Origin of the sequence: Ottowia cancrivicina (genome assembly GCF_029813755.1) — a bacterium.
Lineage (GTDB): Bacteria > Pseudomonadota > Gammaproteobacteria > Burkholderiales > Burkholderiaceae_C > Ottowia > Ottowia massiliensis.
Genome location: NZ_JARVII010000010.1, coordinates 1 through 19,671 on the forward strand (window position 1 = coordinate 1; position 19,671 = coordinate 19,671).

Consider the following 19,671-nt stretch of genomic DNA (forward strand, 5'->3'; position numbering starts at 1 on the left):
CACGGCCCCTCAGGCCCCTTCAGCCCCTCCGGCTTCTTCGGCTTCTTCGGCGGATGCCTGCGCGCCGCCGCCTGATTCGGGCTTGCTGGCGCTGCCGCGTGCGGCTTTTTAGCGGGGCGGGGCGGGCGCGTTCACGCGCAAGGCCGCGCCGCGCACTTCGATGTGCGTTTCGTCAAGCACTTGGCCGTGGCGGTCGAGCAGGCGGATGGTGTGGCGGCCTGGCAGGGGCAGCCAGGCGGCGCTGGGGCCGTGGCCGATGGTGCGGCCTGCGGCTTGCCAGCGCAGGGCGCGGGCAGCGGCGCCGGCGGGCACGGCGGCGGTCAGGCGCAGGCGCTGGTTGGCGGGGGGGATGTCGGGGTCCAGCGCCATGATGGAGCCGCTGACGGGGCTGGTGATGCGGGGCTTGGGGGCGCTGGCGGCGTCGGCCTGCGGTGCGTCTTGTGCGCTTTGCGCCGAATCTCTTGCGAAAAGGGCTTGCACAGTGCCGGGCAGAAACCATTCGGCGCGGGGCGGCTCGCCGTGCGGCGGGTTGTCAAAGCGCACGCTCACGCGCTCCAGCCCTTCGGGCGCGGCGGGCGCGGGCGATGGGGCCAGCTGGTGCAGGTGGCGCATGAGGGCGGCCCAGACGGGGGCCGCGCCGCTGGCGCCGCTGACGTCGTGCATGGGCTGGCCGCTGGCGTTGCCGACCCACACGGCGACGGTGTGGCGCGGGGTGTAGCCCACGGCCCAGTTGTCGCGCATGTCTTTGCTGGTGCCGGTTTTGGCGGCGCTCCAAAAGCGCGTGCCCAGCACGGAGTCCATGCCGAAGGTGAGGGCGCGCGCGTTGCGGTCGGAGAGGATGTCGCCCACGATGAAGGCGGCGCCTGCGTCCAGCGCGGCAGGGCAGGGCGCGGCTTTTTCCGCTGCGCTGGCGCGGTGCAGGCGTACGGGGCACAGCCGCCCGCCATTGGCCAGCGCGCGGTAGGCGTTGGCCAGTTGCAGCAGTGTGACTTCGGCGCTGCCCAGCGCCAGGCTCAGGCCGTAGTAGCCGCTGGTTTCGGGCAGGCGCATGCCCAGATCGTGCAGCTGGCGGTGAAAGGCTTCAGGCGAGACCATGCCGAGCACGCGCACGGCCGGGATGTTGAGCGATGAGGCCAGCGCCACGCGCGCCGAGACCCAGCCGTGGTAGCGCCGGTCATGGTTGTGCGGGATGTAAAGCCCGCCGCCGGTTTGCAGCCGCGCGGGGGAGTCGTCAAGCAGCGTGGCTGCCGTGATGCGCCGCTGGGCAATGGCCTGCGCGTAGAGAAAAGGCTTGAGCGCGCTGCCGGGCTGGCGCAGGGCGGTCACGCCGTCCACCTCTGCCGCCTGGCTCAAATCGCTGCCGCTGGAGCCGACCCAGGCCAGCGCTTCGCCCGTGGCGTTGTCCAGCACCAGCACGGCGCCGTCTTGCACGTTGCGGCCTCGCAGCTCGCGCAGGTGCTGGCGCAGGGTTTGCAGGGCCAGGCGCTGGGTGGGGCCGTCCAGCGTGCTGGGCACGGCAGGCGGGGGCAGGCCATCGGGCGCGGCGCGGGCGGCCTCGGCAATCAGGCGGCGGGCCAGGTGGGGGGCTGGTCCTTCGCTGGCGGGCCAGGCGCGGCGGGGCAGGGCGCCAGCGGCCAGCAGCTCCAGCGTGATGCAGCCCTGCCGTTTTTCTTCGGCGGACTGCCCGGCCCGCATGAGCGAGAGCACGCCGCAGGCGCGCTGCGCCACGCGGGCGGCGCTGGCGTTGGGGGCGCGCACCAGCGCGGCGGCCAGCGCGGCTTCGGCGTCGTTCAGGCCGTGGGGGGCTTTACCAAACAGCGTGCGCGCCAGCGCGTCCAGCCCCACCAGCTCGCCCCGGAAGGGCACGAGGTTCAGATATGCCTCCAGGATTTCGTCCTTGCGCCAGCCGCCCTCCAGCCGCCGCGCCATCATGGCCTGCCCCAGCTTTTGGCGCAGGCTGCGGCCGCTGCCGCCTTGGCGCAAGTCATCATCGAGCAGACCGGCCAGCTGCATGGTCAGTGTGCTGGCGCCGCGCGTTTTCTCGTTCCACAAATTGCCCCAGGCGGCCGCGCCCACGGCCCGCCAATCCACCCCGCTGTGTTCGTAAAAGCGCTTGTCTTCCGAGAGCACCAGCGCCTGGCGCAGCGCGGGCGACACGTCGGCCAGCGCCACCCACGCGCCCCGGCGCGCGCTGTCATCGGTGCGCAGGCGGTGCAGCGGCTGGCCGCTGCGATCCAGCAGCCAGGTTTCGGAAGAACGGAAATCCGCCTTGACCTGCGCGAATGTTGGCGCGCTGCTGGAATGGGCCGGGGCGGCAGCCAGCAGGGCCGCCAGCCAGGCAGCGGACCAGAAGGCGGGCAGAAAAGAAGGCAGAAGGCATCGGAGCGAAGGGCGGAACATGGAGCGCGATTGTGGCGGCGCGGCACATTCACAGGGCGCTGGCCGCAGGGTTGAAAGCGCGGCATTTTTAGCTACTTTATCCATAGCATGAGGTCCTAGTGGATATTGCGCAAGGCGGCATTCAAGGCCCTTGAATTTGCTCCTGTTTCTGATGTGGCTGGGCAGGCGCGGCCAATCGGGGCGGGCCATGGGCCGGGTTTCAGGCAGCGAACCGGCGCTTCGTTCTGGCGAGGCTTCAGGGGCGAGGCTTCAGGGGCAAGGCACAGGAGCAAGGCAAAAACCAACCGGAAGCGGCTTGGCCGGCGGCGGCCATAGATGCGCCGCCCTATAAAAAAACAATAAAAAATTCGTTTGAGTTTGAAGGCTTCGTTGTGACACTTGCGGGCCTCGGGCGCCCAGCGCCTGTTTCACGTTTTCAAAGGCCCCCCATGAAAAAGCTCAAGCTCATTGCCTCCGCCCTCGTTTTGGCCGCCGCTGGCGCGGCCCATGCCGAAACCACGCTGCTCAACGCCTCTTACGACGTCACGCGCGAGTTCTACCGCGACTACAACGCCGCCTTCATCAGGCACTACAAGCAAAGCACGGGGCAGGACATCCGCGTCGATCAGTCGCACGCCGGCTCCAGCACGCAGGCGCGCGCCGTGGCCGACGGGCTGGAGGCCGATGTGGTGACGATGAACACAACCACCGATGTGGACTTTCTCGCCGCCAAAGGCGCCGTAGCCGCCGACTGGCAAAAGCAGTTCCCGCACGAAGCCGCGCCCAACACCTCGACCATGCTGTTTCTGGTGCGCAAGGGCAACCCGAAAAACATCAAGGACTGGGACGATCTGACGCGCCCCGACGTGAAAGTGGTTGTCGTCAATCCCAAAACGGGCGGCAATGGCCGCATGGCCTATCTGGCCGCCTGGGGCCAGGCGCGCGCCAAGGGCGGCGACGACGCCAAGGCCGCCGATTTTGTGGCGCGGCTCTACAAAAACGTGCCCGCGCTGGCGCGCGGCGGACGCGACGCCACGGGCATGTTTTTGCAACGCAACGTGGGCGATGTGCTCATCACCTTCGAGTCCGAAGTGGTGTCGGTGGAGCGCGAATTCGGCAAGGGCCGCGTGGAAGTGGTCTATCCCTGGGCCAGCATCGTCACGGAAAACCCCGTGGCCGTGGTCGAGCGCACGGTGAAGAAAAAAGGCACCGCCGCACAAGCCAAGGCGTATCTGGATTACCTGTATTCCGACGAAGGCCAGGAAATTGCCGCCAAACACGGCTTGCGCCCGCGCAACGCGGACATTCTGAAAAAGCACGCCGACACCTTCAAAAACCTGAAGCTCTTCACGGTGAAAGAGTATTTCGGCTCGCTGGGTGAAGCGCAGAAAGTGCATTTCAACGACGGCGGCCAGTTCGACAAGCTCTACCAGCCTGCCGGCAGGTAATTCTTACTTGGGAGATGAATATGAGAGTTAAGTCATTCGTATTGGTTTTATTAATTTCTTTGATTGGCCATGTGAATGCTCAAGACAATCTTGAAACTAATGATGAGAACTTTATTCCACCTTATTTAAAAGAGTATAAAAAATCACTGGCTGAGAGTGTGCCTGAAATTGAGGCCAAAAGATATAAAATGAATGGAAAAAAATTGCAAGGTGATGATATACCAGATGCAGATGCATTGAAACACATGAGGAGGGCTCGCCGCTTGAGTGAACTGGCAACAGAAATAGAAAATGAGTTTCCATTAAGATTTTCTGGCGGAGATGTTGATGATGCACAGATTGGCGAACCAGTCTTGCATATATGGATCAAGGGACTAAATGAGAAAGAAAAGAAAAATATTGAAGAGAGATTTTCTGGTGTTATTTTTGAATCCTCTCTCTATAATAAGAAGGAAATAAGTGCTATGAACTCAAGGATCGCCAATAAAATTTGGGATTCTGGCATCAGAGGTTTAGTGGGGGTAGGATATGACACCATACAACAAAAATTTATTATATTTACGGAGCCGCAAGCAATAGAATCTATTAGAAATATCATTCAAGGTGATGGCGAGCTTAGTAAAATCCTATTTTATTTTAAAGTTTCTAGCCCAATGAGTGCGACTGCATCGCCAGATCTCTGGGCAGGAATGCCTTTAAGAAATACAACTCAAGCTGGCTTATCCTATAGAGGTATCACTTGTACGGCTGGGTTTAATGTGGTTGGCGGAATTTTTCCATTCACTATCATAGCTGGGCATTGCGGCCAGGCAGGGGACAAAATGGATACACAGAAGTTTGGTTGGTTCGGTGGAGATTTTTATGGAGCCATTTCAAATACAGTTTTTATGTCTGGCGATAGGACAGATTATGGAATTATTGGGAACGATAATTTTAAGCATAGTACTCCTGGTAAATATGTATACATTATTAGTCCAACTTATTCTGGATCACCTGTATACTGGAGAAGTGAAATCAGAAGAGAGGGATTAATAGTTGGAAGCAAAAATCCTTCAGTTCATGAGCAATACTGTGCTGCCGGTGCAGTCAGTGGGTGGAAATGTGGAAAAACTACTACTATCAATGCGACATATTTTTACAATGGAAGGCAAATAAGAAATATTTCGTCTTTATCTGTGTGTAGTAAGCCTGGAGATTCTGGCGGCCCAGTAGTAACAGGAAACACGGAAAGAGGTGGAAATTTAGCAGTAGGTATTGTTGTAGCCAGTACAGATATATGTGCATTCACTGGATCTTTCGGTAGCGTACCTGCTCCTATTACTGCATTTGTTCCAATTAATTTTATACTTGAAGAGTATAAAGTAGAATTAGCAAGCATTTACTAATATAATTACTTAATATATAGGTATATTTATGCGGCCCCGTAAAACGGTTCGCGTGCTGCCTGGCTTTGGCCTGACGCTGGGCTACACGCTGCTTTATCTGGGCCTGGTGGTGCTGATGCCGCTGGGCGCGCTGCTGGCTTATTCGCTTTCAATGAGCTGGGGCGATTTCTGGGCCACGGTGTCCGCGCCGCGCGTGCTGGCGGCATTCAGGCTGACGTTTGGCGCTTCGCTGGCGGCGGCGCTGGTGAACGTGGCGGCGGGCCTGCTGCTGGCCTGGGTGCTGGTGCGCTATGAATTTCCGGGGCGCAAGCTGGCCGATGCGCTGGTGGATTTGCCCTTTGCGCTGCCCACGGCGGTGGCGGGCATTGCGCTGGCGGCGGTGCTGGCGGGCAATGGCTGGGTGGGGCGCTGGCTGGAGCCGCTGGGGCTGGAGCTGGCGTTCAAGCCGGCGGGCATCGTGGTGGCGCTCATCTTCATCGGGCTGCCCTTTGTGGTGCGCACGGTGCAGCCGGTGCTGCAAGAGGCGGAAAAAGAGCTGGAAGAGGCCGCCGCCTGCCTGGGCGCGACGCGCTGGCAGACGTTTCGCCACGTCATCTTTCCGGCCATCGCGCCTGCGCTGGTGACGGGCTTTGCGCTGGCGTTTGCGCGCGCGGTGGGCGAATACGGCTCGGTCATCTTCATCGCGGGCAACATGCCGATGGTTTCCGAAATCGCGCCGCTCATCATCATCGGCAAGCTGGAGCAGTACGACACGGCGGGCGCCGCCGCCGTGGCCACGGTGATGCTGCTGATTTCCTTTGCCATGCTGCTGGCCATCAACGCGCTGCAAGCCTGGGGCCGCCGGCGCAAGGGAGAGGCCGCATGAGCGCGTCCGTGAAACCATCTGCATCTACCGCGCCTGCATCTGCTGCGCCTGCATCCGCCGCGCCCGCCGTTCCCAAGCGCGTGCGCACCACCGAAAGCGCGCCCGTGCGCTGGCTGCTCACGGCGCTGGCGCTTGGCTTCATGGCGCTGTTTCTGGCGCTGCCGCTGGCGGCCGTGTTTGCCGAGGCGCTGGGCGCGGGCTGGCAGGCTTATGTGGAGGCGCTGCGCCAGCCTGACGCGCTGGCCGCCGTGCGGCTGACGCTGCTGACGGCAGCCATTGCCGTGCCGCTGAACCTGGTGTTTGGCGTGGCGGCGGCCTGGTGCGTGGCGCGCTTCGAGTTCCGGGGCAAGCCGTTTCTCATCACGCTGATCGACTTGCCTTTTTCCGTCTCGCCCGTGGTGGCGGGGCTGTGCTACGTGCTGGTGTTTGGTGCGCAAGGCTGGCTGGGGCCGTGGCTGGCCGCGCATGACATCAAGGTCATCTTCGCCGTGCCGGGCATCTTGCTGGCAACGGTGTTCGTCACCTTTCCCTTCATTGCGCGCGAGCTGATTCCGCTCATGCAGGCGCAAGGCAGCGACGAGGAGCAGGCCGCGCAGGTGCTGGGCGCCAGCGGCTGGCAGACCTTCTGGCACGTGACGCTGCCCAACATCCGCTGGGGCCTGCTGTATGGCGTGATCCTGTGCAACGCGCGGGCAATGGGCGAATTCGGCGCCGTCTCGGTCGTCAGCGGCCACATCCGGGGGCAGACCAACACCATGCCTCTGCACGTGGAAGTGCTCTACAACGAATACCAGGGCCAGGCCGCCTTTGCCGTGGCCAGCCTGCTGGCGCTGCTGGCGCTGGTCACGCTCGCGCTCAAAACCCTGGTGGAGTGGCGCCACGCCAAGGAGCTGCAAGACGCCGCCGCCCTGCCCGAACCCGCCCCTCTTGCCGCCCCGCCCGCTGAAAGGACTGCGCCATGACCTGCCGCCGCGCCCTCGTTCACGCCTCGGCCGCCAGCGCCCTGTGCCTGGCCGCCATCGCCGCCGGCAAATACCTGCCCCCCGGCTGGGCCGGCGCGCTGCTGCTGGCGGGCGCGGCGTATGGGCTGATTGGCGCATGGCAGGCGCGCGCAGGGCTTCAGAAACAGGAGCAAATTGAAGAGGCCTGAAACGGCCTTTGCCGCAGCCCTATCTTGAGATCACGCTATGAAACCGGGAGCAAAAAAACCGGCTTCGTGGCCGCTGGCAGACACACACCCGAAACACCCATGAGCATCGACATTCAGCACATCAGCAAGCAATTCGGCAACTTCCAGGCCCTGAGCGACGTCAGCCTGAACATCGGCAGCGGCGAACTGGTGGCGCTGCTGGGGCCTTCGGGCTGCGGCAAAACCACGCTGCTGCGCATCATCGCCGGGCTGGAAAGCGCCGACACGGGGCAAATCCTCTTTGGCGGCCAGGACACGACCGATGTCCACGTGCGCCAGCGCGGCGTGGGCTTTGTCTTCCAGCACTACGCGCTGTTCCGGCACATGACCGTGTTTGACAACGTGGCCTTCGGCCTGCGCGTCAAGCCCCGCAAAGAGCGCCCGGATGAAGCGCACATCCAGGCGCGCGTGCACGAGCTGCTGCAAATGGTGCAGCTGGACTGGCTGGCGGGCCGCTACCCCTCGCAGCTCTCGGGCGGGCAGCGCCAGCGCATCGCCCTGGCGCGCGCGCTGGCCGTCGCCCCCAAAGTGCTGCTGCTGGACGAACCCTTTGGCGCGCTCGATGCCAAGGTGCGCAAGGAACTGCGCCGCTGGCTGCGCCGCCTGCACGAAGAGCTGAACGTCACCAGCATCTTCGTCACGCACGACCAGGAAGAAGCGCTTGAAGTGGCCGACCGCGTCGTCGTCATGAACAAAGGCCGCATCGAACAGCAAGGCACGCCGCAAGAAGTGTGGGAGCACCCCGCCAGCCCCTTCGTCTATGGCTTTCTGGGCGACGTGAACCTCTTTCATGGCCGCGCCAGCGGCGGCCAGATGCAAGTGGGCGACTGGCAACTGGCCGCGCCCGACGCGCCCCACGCCGCCGACGCCGAAGCCCTGGCCTTCGTGCGCCCCGCCGACCTGGCCGTCAGCGCCGATGCGCCCGGCGCCAGCGGCCTGCCCGCGCGCCTGGACCGCGCCCTCGTCATCGGCCCCCTGGCCCGGCTCGAACTCAGCGCCCTGGAGCCGCGCGGCCAGATTCTGGAAGCGCACCTGCCCGTCGCCGAATGGCAGGCGCTGGGCCTGAAAGAGGGCGACGCCGTGCGCATCAGCCCCCGCCGCGCGCGCGTGTTCGTCAACATGGCCGACGATCCGGCGGCCATGATTTGAGCGTCTGTTCCGGGCGCCAGCTCCCGATCTGGCCGCAGACGCGGCAGCGCGGCTGTGAGAAAGCGGGCCGAAATAAGGAGCTCGGGGAGAAGCAGCAATGGCTTTTTTTGCTCATCTATTAATAGCATTATGTCTTAGTGGAATCAGCGCTGAACGGCATTTCTGCCCCGCAAATTTGCTCCTGTTTCTGACGCTCTCCTTGTAGCAGCCCAGCCAGCGCGGGTGTGCTGGCGCTGCGGTAGTCGAGTGCAGGGTTGCATCTTCTACTCGCGGCCCGTTCGTGCCAAACCGCGCTCGCTGGCAGTTTCTGAGTCGGTCACGCCAGTGCCTTCTCCAGAGGGCGCTGCCTGGCATATTCCCGTCCACTGGCTGTTGCGCGCGCAAATGGTCTTTGGAAGCGTCGCAGGCCCCGCCGCAGAAAAACCTTTCCGCAAAGCTGCGGCTGACAATCCGCAGACTCTGTGGACCCGTTCCTTTTTTCCACCACCCAAAGGAGAGCTTCAATGGCACACGTTTTCGTTTTTCTCACCACTGGCTTTGAAGAAATCGAGGCCCTGGCCACGGTTGATGTGCTGCGCCGCGCGCAACTGGACGTGCAGACCGTCTCGCTCACGGGCGAGCGGCAGGTGACAGGCGGCCATCAGGTCACGGTGCAGGCCGACGTTCTGTTTGAAATGGCCGATTTCAGCGCCGCGCAAATGCTCGTGGTGCCTGGCGGCACCGTGAAGTACGCCGAGCATGATGGCCTGAAGCAGCGGCTGCTGGCTTTTGCGCAGCAAGGCGGCAAGGTGGCGGCCATTTGCGCCTCTCCTGCACTGTTGGGCGGCATCGGCCTGCTGCAAGGCAAGAGCGCCACTTGCTACCCCGGTTTTGAAGACCGCCTGACTGGCGCGCGCCTGCAGGCGGGCAGCGCCGTGGTTGTCGATGGCCTTGTCACCACGGGCCGGGGCCCCGGCCTGACGCTGGACTTCGCTCTGGCGCTGGTGGAGCAGCTGGCTGGCAAAGCCAAGCGCGACGAGGTGGCCGGGCAGCTGCTGCTGGCGCACTGACCGCGCGCGGTTTGGCCCATGAAAAAGGCCGGCAAAGCCCGGCCTTTGAAGAAATCAGCGCGGTTTGCGCTCTTCGGCAGGCGGCTCGTCCGCCTGCGGCTTTTTCTTGTATTTGGGCGGCAGCGCCATGCGCAGGAACAGGCCCGCCATGGCGCCTGCGAGGACGCCAAAGAAAATGCCGATGACCAGCTCGCCTTCAGCGCGGCCATGCGCCCAGCCGACGAGCGCGCCGATGATGATGCCCAGGGCCAGCCAGATTTCAGTTCGCATGGACCAGTGCCTTTCGCTTGCGGATTGGAAAAAAGGGGGGGAAAAAACAGATAGCAGAACAGGAAAGCGCGCGGCGGATTATCCGGGCTGCGCGTTCCTTTTTCTGGCTCGCGGCCCCGTTTCCGGCTCTGGCGGCGGGAGCCTGGCGAACCGGGGCGGCCGTTCAGATCCAGTCTTGCGCCTTCACCTTTTCGGATTTGCCGCGCAGGCGGCTCAAGGCGCTCAGGTAGGCCTTGGCGGCGGCGATGACGATGTCCGGATCGGCGCCCACGCCATTGACCACGCGGCCTGCGTGTTGCAGGCGCACGGTGACTTCGCCCTGGCTTTCGGTGGAGCCGCTGGTGATGGCGTTGATGGAAAAAAGCAGCAGTTCCGCGCCGCTGTTCACTTGCGATTCGATGGCTTTGAAGGTGGCGTCCACGGGGCCGTTGCCTTCGGCGCTGGCGCGGCGCTCCTGGCCGTTTTCGGTGAAGACGATGCTGGCGCTGGGGCGCTCGCCGGTTTCGCTGCGCTGGGCCAGGGAGACCAGGCCGTAGGCTTCCTTGCCGGGCGTGACGCTTTCGTCGCTGACCAGCGCGAGGATGTCCTCGTCGAAGATTTCGCTCTTGCGGTCGGCCAGTTCCTTGAATTTGGAGAAAGCCACGTTGATGTCGCTTTCGCTGCCAAAGTGCACGCCCAGCTCGTCCAGGCGCTGCTTGAAGGCGTTGCGGCCGCTGAGCTTGCCGAGCACGATTTTGTTGGCCGTCCAGCCCACGTCTTCGGCGCGCATGATTTCGTAGGTGTCGCGCGCCTTGAGCACGCCGTCTTGGTGAATGCCGCTGGCGTGCGCGAAGGCGTTGGCGCCCACCACGGCCTTGTTGGGCTGCACCGCAAAGCCCGTGGTCTGGCTGACCATGCGGCTGGCAGGCACGATCTGGCGGGTGTCAATGGCCACGTCCAGCCCGAAGTAGTCGCGCCGCGTTTTCACGGCCATCACCACTTCTTCCAGCGCGCAGTTGCCCGCGCGCTCGCCCAGGCCGTTGATGGTGCATTCCACTTGCCGCGCGCCGCCTATCTTCACGCCCGCCAGGCTGTTGGCCACGGCCATGCCCAGGTCGTTGTGGCAGTGCACGCTCCAGATGGCCTGGTCGCTGTTGGGCACGCGCTCGCGCAGGTTGCGGATGAACTGGCCAAACAGTTCCGGTATGGCGTAGCCCACGGTGTCGGGCACGTTGATGGTGCGGGCGCCTTCGGCAATGGCCGCTTCAATCACGCGGCAAAGAAAGTCCGGGTCGCTGCGGTAGCCGTCTTCGGGGCTGAATTCCACGTCGGCGCACAGGCTGCGCGCCAGCCGCACCGACTGGCGGGCCTGCTCGAGCACCTGCCCGGGCGTCATGCGCAGTTTTTTCTCCATATGCAGCGCGCTGGTGGCGATGAAGGTGTGAATGCGCGCACGCTGCGCGCCTTTCAAGGCCTCGGCGGCGCGGGTGATGTCGCGCTCGTTGGCGCGCGAGAGCGAGCAGACGGTGGAGTCTTTCACCGCCTCGGCAATGGCCTTGACGCATTCAAAGTCGCCCTCGCTGGCGGCGGCAAAGCCGGCCTCGATCACGTCCACGCGCAGGCGCTCCAGCTGGCGGGCGATGCGCAGTTTTTCATCGCGCGTCATGCTCGCGCCGGGCGATTGCTCGCCATCACGCAAGGTGGTGTCAAAAATGATGAGTTGCTCGGTCATGGGTTTTCTCCTTGTAGATGCCGAAAGTTGGAAAAACGCATCCGCCAGACAAAAAAACGGCCCGCTGCGAATGCATGCGGGCCGTTTTGCGGAAATGGGAAAAAAGGATGCGCCGTGGAAAAGCTGCCGTCAGCTTCCCAGGCGCGCGCCCATGCCGCCGCCCGCGCGGGGCGCTAGTAGCAGGCAAAGGGCGCTGTGGAACATGGCGGCGGAATGTAGCACAGCGCTTGTCCCGGCTTGCCTGGCCTGGCTTGCACATGTCCGGCGGCTTCAGCCAATCAGAAACGGGCTGCCCGTGACGGGCGTGCTGGGCACGGCGAAGTCTTGCTTGGCCATGATGCCCGCCCGGTACGCGGCGCGGCCCGCCTCGATGGCCTGGCGGAAGGCGCCTGCCATGCGCACCGGGTCGGGCGAGTAGCTGATGGCGCTGTTGAGCAGCACGGCGTCAAAGCCCATTTCCATGGCTTGCGCGGCGTGGCTGGGCGCGCCAATGCCCGCGTCGATGATGAGCGTGGCCTCAGGCAGGCGCTCGCGCAGCAGGCGCAGGGCAAAGGGGTTTGTGAGGCCCTGGCCGGAGCCGATGGGCGCGCCCCAGGGCATGAGCAGCGGGCAGCCCGCATCCAGCAGGCGGCGGCAGGTCACCAGATCGTCCGTGCAGTAGGGAAAGACGGTGAAGCCTTCGCGCACGAGTTCGGCGGCGGCGCGCACCAGCTCCTGCGGGTCGGGCTGGAGGGTGTAGTCGTCGCCGATGACTTCCAGCTTGATCCACGGCGTGCCGTACAGCTCGCGCGCCATGTGGGCCAGCTGCACGGCTTCGCGCGCGCTGGCGCAGCCGGCGGTGTTGGGCAGCAGACGCGCGCCGGTTTCGCGCAGGGCCTGGCGCACCATGTCGATGAAGCCGTTGTCGCTGCCGCTGGCCGCCGTCTGGCGCTTCAGGCCCACGGTGACGATCTGGCTGCCTGCGGCGCGCATGGCTTCGCGCAGCACGGCAGGGGACGGGTAGCGGGCGGTGCCCAGAAGAAAGCGGCTGCTGAAGGCGATGTCGCCCACGCGCCAGAGGTCTTGCGGTGTCTGCATGGTGTGTTTTTTGCGTTGCTGATGGAGAAAACCTGTTTGCAATCGGCCCGCAGGCGCGAAAAGCGCGGCTCCGGGCAATTTGCGGCGCCTGATTTTCCGCAGCCGCAATTGCCGCCGTCGCAAGCGGGGGCGTTCATCTCCACGCGTTGCGCCTTCATTCACAAAAGCGCGCGCCTTGTTCGCCAGCGCGAAGGCTGTATTTAACTAAAACAGGAGCAAATTCAGGGGCTTTGAAACGGCGTTTGCGCCCTTTCCACTAGGACCTCACGCTATCAATCAAGGAGCGAAAAAAGAGAACAAAAATGGCTCTGAAGGCGGCCTTTTTCCGCAAGCCTTTCAGCCCAGCAGCAGTTTGTCGTCGTCCACCGCTTCGCCGCGCACGCGGCTGAACATGGCGAGCAAATCGGGCACGTCCAGCGCGGCGCGCTCGGCGCCGCGAACGTCCAGCACCACCTGCCCCTGATGCAGCATGACGGTGCGGGTGCCGTGGTCCAGCGCCTGGCGCATGGAGTGGGTGACCATGAGCGCCGTCAGGCCCTGGCTTTGCACGATCTGGTCGGTCAGCCGCAGCACGAAGGCGGCGGTTTTGGGATCGAGCGCGGCGGTGTGCTCGTCCAGCAGCAGCAGGCGCGAGGGCTGGAGCGAGGCCATCAGCAGGCTCACCGCCTGCCGCTGCCCGCCAGACAGCAGGCCCATGCGGTCGGTCAGGCGCGCTTCCAGCCCCAGGCCGAGCGTGGCGAGTTTTTCGCGAAACAGCGCGCGCTGGCTGGCGCGCACGGCGCGGCGCAGCAGATGGCGGCGCTGGCCGCGCTGCCAGGCCAGCGCCAGGTTTTCTTCGATGCTCAGGCTCTCGCAAGTGCCGGCCATGGGGTCCTGGAACACGCGGGCCACTTGCGCGGCGCGCTGCCAGGCGGTTTTGCGGGTGACGTCCTGGCCGTCGATGATGATTTGGCCTTCGTCCACCTTCAAGTCGCCGCTGATGGCGTTCAGAAAAGTGGATTTGCCCGCGCCGTTGCTGCCGATGACGGTGATGAATTCGCCCTCGTCAATGGTCAGGCTCAGGCCCCGCAGCGCGTGGTTTTCGATCACCGTGCCGGGGTTGAAGGTTTTGTGCAATGCCTTGGCTTGGAGCATGGCGTCAGCCCTTTGCTTGCGTTGCGCGGGTGGCTGGTGACGATGCGGGCGCGGCGCGGCGCGGCCACAGCCGCGCCTTGATCTTGGGCAGCACCAGCGCCACGGCCACCAGCGTGGCCGTCACCAGGTTCAGGTCTTGCGCTTGCAGGCCGATGAAATCGGCCTCCAGCGCCAGCGCGATGAACAGGCGGTACGCCAGCGCACCCAGCGCCGTGGCCAGCGTCACCACCCAGATCAGGCGCGCGGGCAGCAGCGTCTCGCCAATGATCACCGCCGCCAGGCCAATGACGATGGTGCCCACGCCCATGGAAACGTCGGCCCCGCCCTGCACTTGCACATACAGCGCGCCGCCCAGCGCAATCAGCGCGTTGGACAGCGCCATGCCCCCCAGCGTGAGCCGCCCCGTGGGCACGCCCTGCGCGCGCGCCATGCGCGGATTGGCCCCCGTGGCCCGCAGCGCCAGCCCCGTTTGCGAGGCAAAAAACCCGTCCAGCCCCAGCTTGACCGCCAGCACCACCAGCCCCAGCGCCAGCGGCCTGGCCCACATGGCGTTGTCATCGGTGAGAAAGGGCGAGAAAACCGAAGGCTCGCCCAGCAGCGACAGATTGGGCGCGCCCATGATGCGCAGGTTCACCGAATACAGCGCAATCATCGTCAGGATGGAAGCGAGCAGCTGCATGATGCCCAGCCGCACGTAAAGCCAGGCCGTCAGCAGCCCCGCCGCCGCACCCGCCGCCGCCGCAGCCAGGCAGGCCAGCCAGGGGTTCCAGCCCGCCACGATGAGCACCGCCGCCGTTGCCCCGCCCAGCGGAAAACTGCCATCGGCCGTGAGATCGGGAAAGTCCAGAATGCGAAACGAGAACAGCACCCCCAGCGCCACCAGCGCGAAGATGAAGCCCATCTCCAGCGCCCCCATGAAAGAAAACAGCGACATGGCGGCCTTACCTCGGCAGCGGCGCGGCGCCGGTCAGTGAATGGGGCATGGCAAAACTCGTGGGCAAAAGCATGAAAAAGCGCCGCGCCATGAAAAACGCCAGCGGCAAAGGCTGGCGGCGCGCGCGGCAAACAAAAACGGCGCGGATTTTAGGGCGCGGCATGCCCGCGCGGCGTGCGAGACGGGCCGCAGAAATCAGGGCCTGTTTGCAATCCATCCGTGGGCGCGCAAGCACAAGCCAGAAGCGCAGGCCGGGTGGAAGGCTGCGTCACGGGGCCCGCACGCTTCATCCGCCCCCAGCTTCGCCCTGCCCGTTTCAGACACGGCCATCGCAGGCTACAGGCCGCCGGCTCGACGCAGAAGCCGCCTGTTGCCCGGCAGATAACATCAGAAAAAGGAGCAAATCGAAGGGTGTGAAAATGAAGCTTCGCGCAGTTTCCACTAGGACACTATGCTAGTGATATAGGAGCAAAATACCTGCCTGTCTCCAGCTTGCGCCTGGCCCTTCTTTTCAGAACCTGCTTGCAATCTGGCCGTGAGGGTTAAACGGGCTTTACGGCCCAATGGCGCAGCACAGCGAGGATTGGCAACACGCCGCAGACTGCCCGAATCCACGCTTTTTGCGCCCACGGGCAGACGGTAAACAGCCCCCTCAAACCAGCAGCGCCTGCGCCAGCGCGGCAGCGGCGTCTTTCTGGGCCGTCAGCGCCTCGGTAATGACGCGGCCAAACTGGATGAAGCCGTGCACCATGCCCCGGTACAGCTCCAGCTGCACGGGCACGCCCGCCATGCGCAGTTTGTCGGCGTAGGCCAGGCCTTCATCGACCAGCGGGTCGCATTCGGCCAGGGCCAGCCAGGCGGGCGCCACGCCTGCCACGTCGTCATGCAGCAGGGGGGCAAAGCGCCAGTCGGTGCGTTCTTGCGGGGCGATGTAGTTGCCAAACAGCCAGGAAATGGCCGCTTCGGTCAGCGGCGGCGCGTGGCGCAGGCGCTGGTGTGATTCGGTGTCTTGATGCGCCGTTGTGCCGGGGTAGATCAGCAGTTGCAGCGCCAGCGGCAGGCCCTCATCGCGTGCATGGATGGCCGCCACCGCCGCCAGCGTGCCGCCCGCCGAATCGCCCCCCACAGCCAGCCGTGAGGCATCCAGCCCCAGGGCGGCGCTTTCAGCGGCCAGCCAGCGCAGTGCGTCCCACGCGTCATGCACGGCAGTGGGAAAGCGGTGCTCGGGCGCCAGGCGATAGTCCAGCGCAAGCACGGCCACGCCGCTTTGCGCAGCCAGCGCGCGGCACAGGCTCTCATGCGTGGCCACGCTGCCCAGCGTGAAGCCGCCGCCATGCAGATACAGCAGGGCGGGCAGCGGCGGCCCTTCTTCAGCCGGGCGGGGTGCGTACAGGCGCGCGTGCAAAGCGGCGCCGTCCCGGGCCGGGATGCGCACATCCTGCACGCGCGGCAGGGGCGCGGGGGCAATGTCCAGCACGCCCGCATTGCGCTCATAAAAGGCGCGCGCCTGTGCAGGCGGCAGGCTTTCGAGGGGCGGGCGGCCTGCACGGCCCATGCGTTCCAGCAGGGCGCGCATGGCAGGGGTAAGTTGACGGGGCAGCACGGTTTCTGAAATCGCGGATGGCGTGGCGGTCATCCGATGATTTTCATGCCCATCAAAAAAATCGTTTTCCGGAGCGCGCGCGACCCTGCGCTTCATTGGGTCATGAAGGGCATTTTGTCCGCTTCACATGCAAGCTGCTGAACGGAAAGCGGAACGCGGCCATCAGCTTGCCGGCTCCAGAACAAAATAGATTACCAAAGCATCTTCCATCTGCCCTGGATGCGTTTCCGACATGGCGATGCCGAATATCTTTCTGTTCCACATGAGGCCGCTCTCGAACAAGGCAAGAATATTCAAATCATGATCGAACAATTCCGGCCCATCAAAAGGCAACGATTTGCTGCCATGTTCGATCACCCAATTGGAAAAATTTTTTCTGATCATGTCGGGAGTCGCATCCGCCGCTACTTTGAAAAAGCGCGGCGGATATTCCGAACTGACATGATATTGGCTTGAAACGAAGTCGCGCACATGCTGCTTCAGCGCGCGAGCTTGAGGCAGGTCTTCAGAGGCCGGGCTGGAATAGGCTGGCGCAGGAAATGATGACAGAAAATTTTCAGCGGCATGAGAGGTCAGCATGGCTACGCTCCACAAGAAAAGAAAAAAAACGGCCCCAAAGCCAATGGAGCCGCATGAACATCTGTCAATGATTTTCATCATATGCCTGACATAAAGATGGGCTGAATCACCAGCCTGATCAGCCTTCAATTTTGGACCCCCAGCGCCCGCTAAGAAGCGGCGGCGTGGCGCCGCTGGCGTGGGGGCCGCTCAGTTTGACTTCAATAACGTCAATGTTTTTGCATCCCTATACGAGTCCATATGTGATTCAAAATGAATGCGGTCTTTTTATATCGAGGGAACGGGCGTCACTTCAATCAACCGTTCAATTCATTTTTGCTGGCTCTTGCGGCGGCTCTTCGGGCGGTGTTTCGTGATAAGGCCGCGCAGGCACAGCCACTTGCTGCGAGCCGGCGCGCCATTGGCGCAGGGCGCGCTGAAATAGCAGGCTGTTGGGCACTTTCAGCACAGTGCCTTCGCGGCCATTGCCGCTTTCCTCGAGCGTGGTGTAGATCAGGTTGATGTCTATCACGCGGCCTTTGAGGCCGGCTTTTTCGCCGTTTTCAAGCACTTCAATGCGGTCATTCAGCCTGAATATGCCGGTGGTGAATATCAGCAGCGAACAAAAAATGTTGGACAGCACGCTCCACGCGGCAAAAAAGGCCACGGCGGCCACGGCGGCAAAGCCAGTGAAGGCGCTCCAGAGCACCGCGCCCGATACGCCCAGGCGCTCCAGCGCCAGCAGCCAGGCGCTGCCATACACCACGAAGGTGAGCAGGCGGCGGGCGATGAAGTTGAATTCGGCGGGCAGGCGGTAGCGCTCGGCCACGCGGTTCGTCACGCGCCGCAACAGCCTTTGCAACAGCACGGCGCCAATGGCGATCAGCAGAATTTGCAGCAGCGGCAGCAGGCCCCGCATCCACTCCCGCAGCGAAGCGGGCAAGGTGGCGAGGTATTCATTCCAGAGATGGGTCATTGCTTGTGTCGATGAGGTATTCGCCAGCGCGGCGCGCGGCGGTTTTTTCTGCCAGGCGGCGGATTGTCAGGCTGCGGCGCAAAAAACGGTGTGCAGCGTAGCCTGGCCCGCCTGCCTGCCTTGGCGCGCACTTGCTGGCGCAGCAGCGCCAGCAGCACATCCCACACGCCACGCTGACGCCAGCGGGCAAAGGTGTTGCAGACCTGTGGTAGTCCCAAGGTAGCGCTCGCCACTGGCCAAGGACAACCTCTGAATGGCCCCCGGCCTTGCCATGTTGCTGGGCGTATAAGTTTTGTGCGATGACGCTTGTGATCTTCAAGCGCTGCGGCAGCTTGGTGGGGCTGCGCGGATCGCGAGCGGTTTTCTGGCGCACGCTGAAAGCGCGTCATGCGTTTCACAAAGCCTGCCGCTGCCAGCCGTGCAGGCGCGCGGCACAATGGGGCGCTTGATGGTGCGCTGGGCCGTGCGTGCGTTTCTGCGGCCTGCTGCGCCGCTTATCCCACTTTCGCAGGAGATTTCTGAATGACAAAAACCGTCGCCGATGTCATGAAACTGGTGAGCGAAAACGAATGCAAGTTCGTTGATTTGCGCTTCACCGACACGCTGGGCAAAGAGCACCACACCAGCGTGCCCGTTTCGGCCTTTGATGAAGACAAATTCAGCGATGGACATGCCTTTGACGGCTCTTCCATCGCGGGCTGGAAGGGCATTGAAGCGTCTGACATGCTGCTCATGCCCGATCCGGCCACCGCCTTCATCGACCCCTTCTTTGAAGAACCCACGCTCGTGCTCACCTGCGACGTGCTGGAGCCTGATGACTGCAAGGCTTATGACCGCGACCCGCGCTCCATCGCCCGCCGCGCCGAGGCGTACCTGAAAGCCAGCGGCGTGGGCGACACGGCCTATTTCGGCCCCGAGCCGGAGTTTTTCGTGTTTGACAACGTGCGATGGGGCACCGAGCCGAACCACACCTTCTACCAAGTGGACTCCTACCAGGCGCCGTGGAACAGCGGCACTGACATGGAAGGCGGCAACTTCGGCCACCGCCCCTGCGTCAAGGGCGGCTACTTTCCCGTGCCGCCCGTGGACGGCGCGCAAGACATGCGCGCGCAAATGGTGCTGATTCTCGAAGAGCTGGGCATCCCCGTGGAAGTGTTCCACCACGAAGTGGGCGGCGCGGGGCAAATGGAAATCGGCACCCGCTTCAGCACGCTGGTCGAGCGCGCCGACTGGACGCAGCGCATGAAATACGTCATCTGGAACGTGGCCAGCGCCTACGGCAAAACCGCCACCTTCATGCCCAAGCCCTACCACGGCGACAACGGCAGCGGCATGCACGTGCACCAGTCCATCTGGAAAGGCGGGCGCAACCTGTTTGCGGGCAACGGCTACGCGGGCCTGTCAGACGATGCGCTCTACTACATCGGCGGCATCATCCAGCACGCGCGCGCGCTCAACGCCATCACCAACCCCACCACCAACAGCTACAAGCGCCTGGTGCCGCACTTTGAAGCGCCCGTGAAGCTGGCCTACTCAGGCCGCAACCGCTCCGCCGCCATCCGCATCCCGCATGTCAGCAGCGACAAGGCGCGCCGCGTGGAAGCGCGCTTTCCCGACCCCATGGCCAACCCCTACCTGTGCTTTGCCGCCTTGCTGATGGCGGGGCTGGACGGCATCGAAAACAAAATCCACCCCGGCGAAGCCGCCACCAAAGACCTCTATCACCTGCCGCCTGAAGAAGACCGCCTGGTGCCCACCGTGTGCCACAGCCTTGACCAGGCGCTTTTGGCGCTGGATGCTGACCGCGCCTTCCTCACCAAAGGCGGCGTTTTCACCAACAGCATGCTTGATGCCTTCATCGAGCTGAAAATGCTTGAAGTCAACCGCGTGCGCGTGCAAGTCAATCCCGTGGAATACGACATGTATTTCTCGCTCTGAAAACCT

At 63.6% G+C, this 19,671-nt stretch carries 17 protein-coding genes; 8 read left to right on the forward strand and 9 right to left on the reverse strand.

The genetic code is table 11. The features are described 5' to 3' along the window. Positions 1-108 precede the first annotated feature (108 nt). The gene (pbpC, locus tag QB898_RS06155; RefSeq protein ID WP_279524239.1) at positions 109-2,400 is read right to left on the reverse strand and encodes a penicillin-binding protein 1C; all 2,292 of its coding nucleotides are present in this window, start codon (positions 2,398-2,400) and stop codon (positions 109-111) included. Positions 2,401-2,828: 428 nt separating this feature from the next. Between pbpC and QB898_RS06160 the strand changes: the two genes are divergently transcribed. The 7 genes from QB898_RS06160 to QB898_RS06190 all read left to right on the forward strand — a co-directional run bounded on the left by QB898_RS06160 (position 2,829) and on the right by QB898_RS06190 (position 9,464). After that, positions 2,829-3,827: a sulfate ABC transporter substrate-binding protein gene (locus QB898_RS06160; RefSeq protein WP_050714289.1), complete on the forward strand. Its 999-nt coding sequence runs from the start codon at positions 2,829-2,831 to the stop codon at positions 3,825-3,827. 20 nt (positions 3,828-3,847) lie between these two features. Further along, entirely contained in the window at positions 3,848-5,212 is a 1,365-nt protein-coding gene (locus QB898_RS06165) for a S1 family peptidase (RefSeq protein WP_279524240.1), read from the forward strand. Positions 5,213-5,240: 28 nt separating this feature from the next. After that, a complete protein-coding gene (gene cysT, locus QB898_RS06170; protein ID WP_050714290.1) occupies positions 5,241-6,077 on the forward strand; it encodes a sulfate ABC transporter permease subunit CysT in 837 nt (278 codons plus the stop codon). Then, positions 6,074-7,039 (forward strand): sulfate ABC transporter permease subunit CysW, encoded by a 966-nt coding sequence (gene cysW, locus QB898_RS06175; protein ID WP_279524242.1) that lies wholly within the window; start codon positions 6,074-6,076, stop codon positions 7,037-7,039. Before cysT ends, cysW begins: the two co-directional genes overlap by 4 nt. Then, positions 7,036-7,227 carry a hypothetical protein gene (locus QB898_RS06180; RefSeq protein ID WP_279524243.1) on the forward strand — a complete coding sequence of 64 codons (192 nt, stop codon included), beginning with the start codon at positions 7,036-7,038 and terminating at the stop codon, positions 7,225-7,227. Before cysW ends, QB898_RS06180 begins: the two co-directional genes overlap by 4 nt. A gap of 99 nt (positions 7,228-7,326) precedes the next feature. Beyond that, positions 7,327-8,415, forward strand: coding sequence for a sulfate/molybdate ABC transporter ATP-binding protein (locus QB898_RS06185; RefSeq protein ID WP_050714293.1), 1,089 nt, complete (start codon positions 7,327-7,329; stop codon positions 8,413-8,415). A gap of 503 nt (positions 8,416-8,918) precedes the next feature. Continuing rightward, positions 8,919-9,464, forward strand: a complete 546-nt coding sequence (locus QB898_RS06190) for a DJ-1 family glyoxalase III (protein WP_050714294.1) — start codon at positions 8,919-8,921, stop codon at positions 9,462-9,464. Positions 9,465-9,518: 54 nt separating this feature from the next. Here the strand turns inward: QB898_RS06190 and QB898_RS06195 are convergent, their stop codons facing one another. The 8 genes from QB898_RS06195 to QB898_RS06230 form a co-directional block, all read right to left on the reverse strand. Beyond that, a complete protein-coding gene (locus tag QB898_RS06195) occupies positions 9,519-9,734 on the reverse strand; it encodes a hypothetical protein (RefSeq protein WP_050714295.1) in 216 nt (71 codons plus the stop codon). A gap of 163 nt (positions 9,735-9,897) precedes the next feature. Continuing rightward, the gene (locus tag QB898_RS06200) at positions 9,898-11,445 is read right to left on the reverse strand and encodes a 2-isopropylmalate synthase (RefSeq protein ID WP_279524244.1); all 1,548 of its coding nucleotides are present in this window, start codon (positions 11,443-11,445) and stop codon (positions 9,898-9,900) included. Between the two features lie 270 nt (positions 11,446-11,715). Next, positions 11,716-12,522, reverse strand: a complete 807-nt coding sequence (locus QB898_RS06205; RefSeq protein WP_050714297.1) for a thiazole synthase — start codon at positions 12,520-12,522, stop codon at positions 11,716-11,718. Positions 12,523-12,858: 336 nt separating this feature from the next. Then, on the reverse strand, positions 12,859-13,656 hold the full coding sequence (locus QB898_RS06210) for an ABC transporter ATP-binding protein (RefSeq protein ID WP_279524245.1): 798 nt from the start codon (positions 13,654-13,656) through the stop codon (positions 12,859-12,861). Between the two features lie 4 nt (positions 13,657-13,660). After that, entirely contained in the window at positions 13,661-14,590 is a 930-nt protein-coding gene (locus tag QB898_RS06215; RefSeq protein ID WP_279524246.1) for an ABC transporter permease, read from the reverse strand. 652 nt (positions 14,591-15,242) lie between these two features. Beyond that, complete coding sequence (locus QB898_RS06220) at positions 15,243-16,226, reverse strand: alpha/beta hydrolase (RefSeq protein WP_428982746.1); 984 nt, start codon at positions 16,224-16,226, stop codon at positions 15,243-15,245. A 129-nt stretch (positions 16,227-16,355) separates the two neighbouring features. Further along, positions 16,356-16,850, reverse strand: coding sequence for a hypothetical protein (locus QB898_RS06225; RefSeq protein ID WP_279524248.1), 495 nt, complete (start codon positions 16,848-16,850; stop codon positions 16,356-16,358). Between the two features lie 226 nt (positions 16,851-17,076). Beyond that, the gene (locus QB898_RS06230) at positions 17,077-17,727 is read right to left on the reverse strand and encodes a mechanosensitive ion channel domain-containing protein (protein ID WP_279524249.1); all 651 of its coding nucleotides are present in this window, start codon (positions 17,725-17,727) and stop codon (positions 17,077-17,079) included. A 522-nt stretch (positions 17,728-18,249) separates the two neighbouring features. Here QB898_RS06230 and glnA point away from each other — a divergent pair. Then, positions 18,250-19,665, forward strand: a complete 1,416-nt coding sequence (gene glnA / locus QB898_RS06235; RefSeq protein WP_279524250.1) for a type I glutamate--ammonia ligase — start codon at positions 18,250-18,252, stop codon at positions 19,663-19,665. Positions 19,666-19,671: the final 6 nt, after the last annotated feature.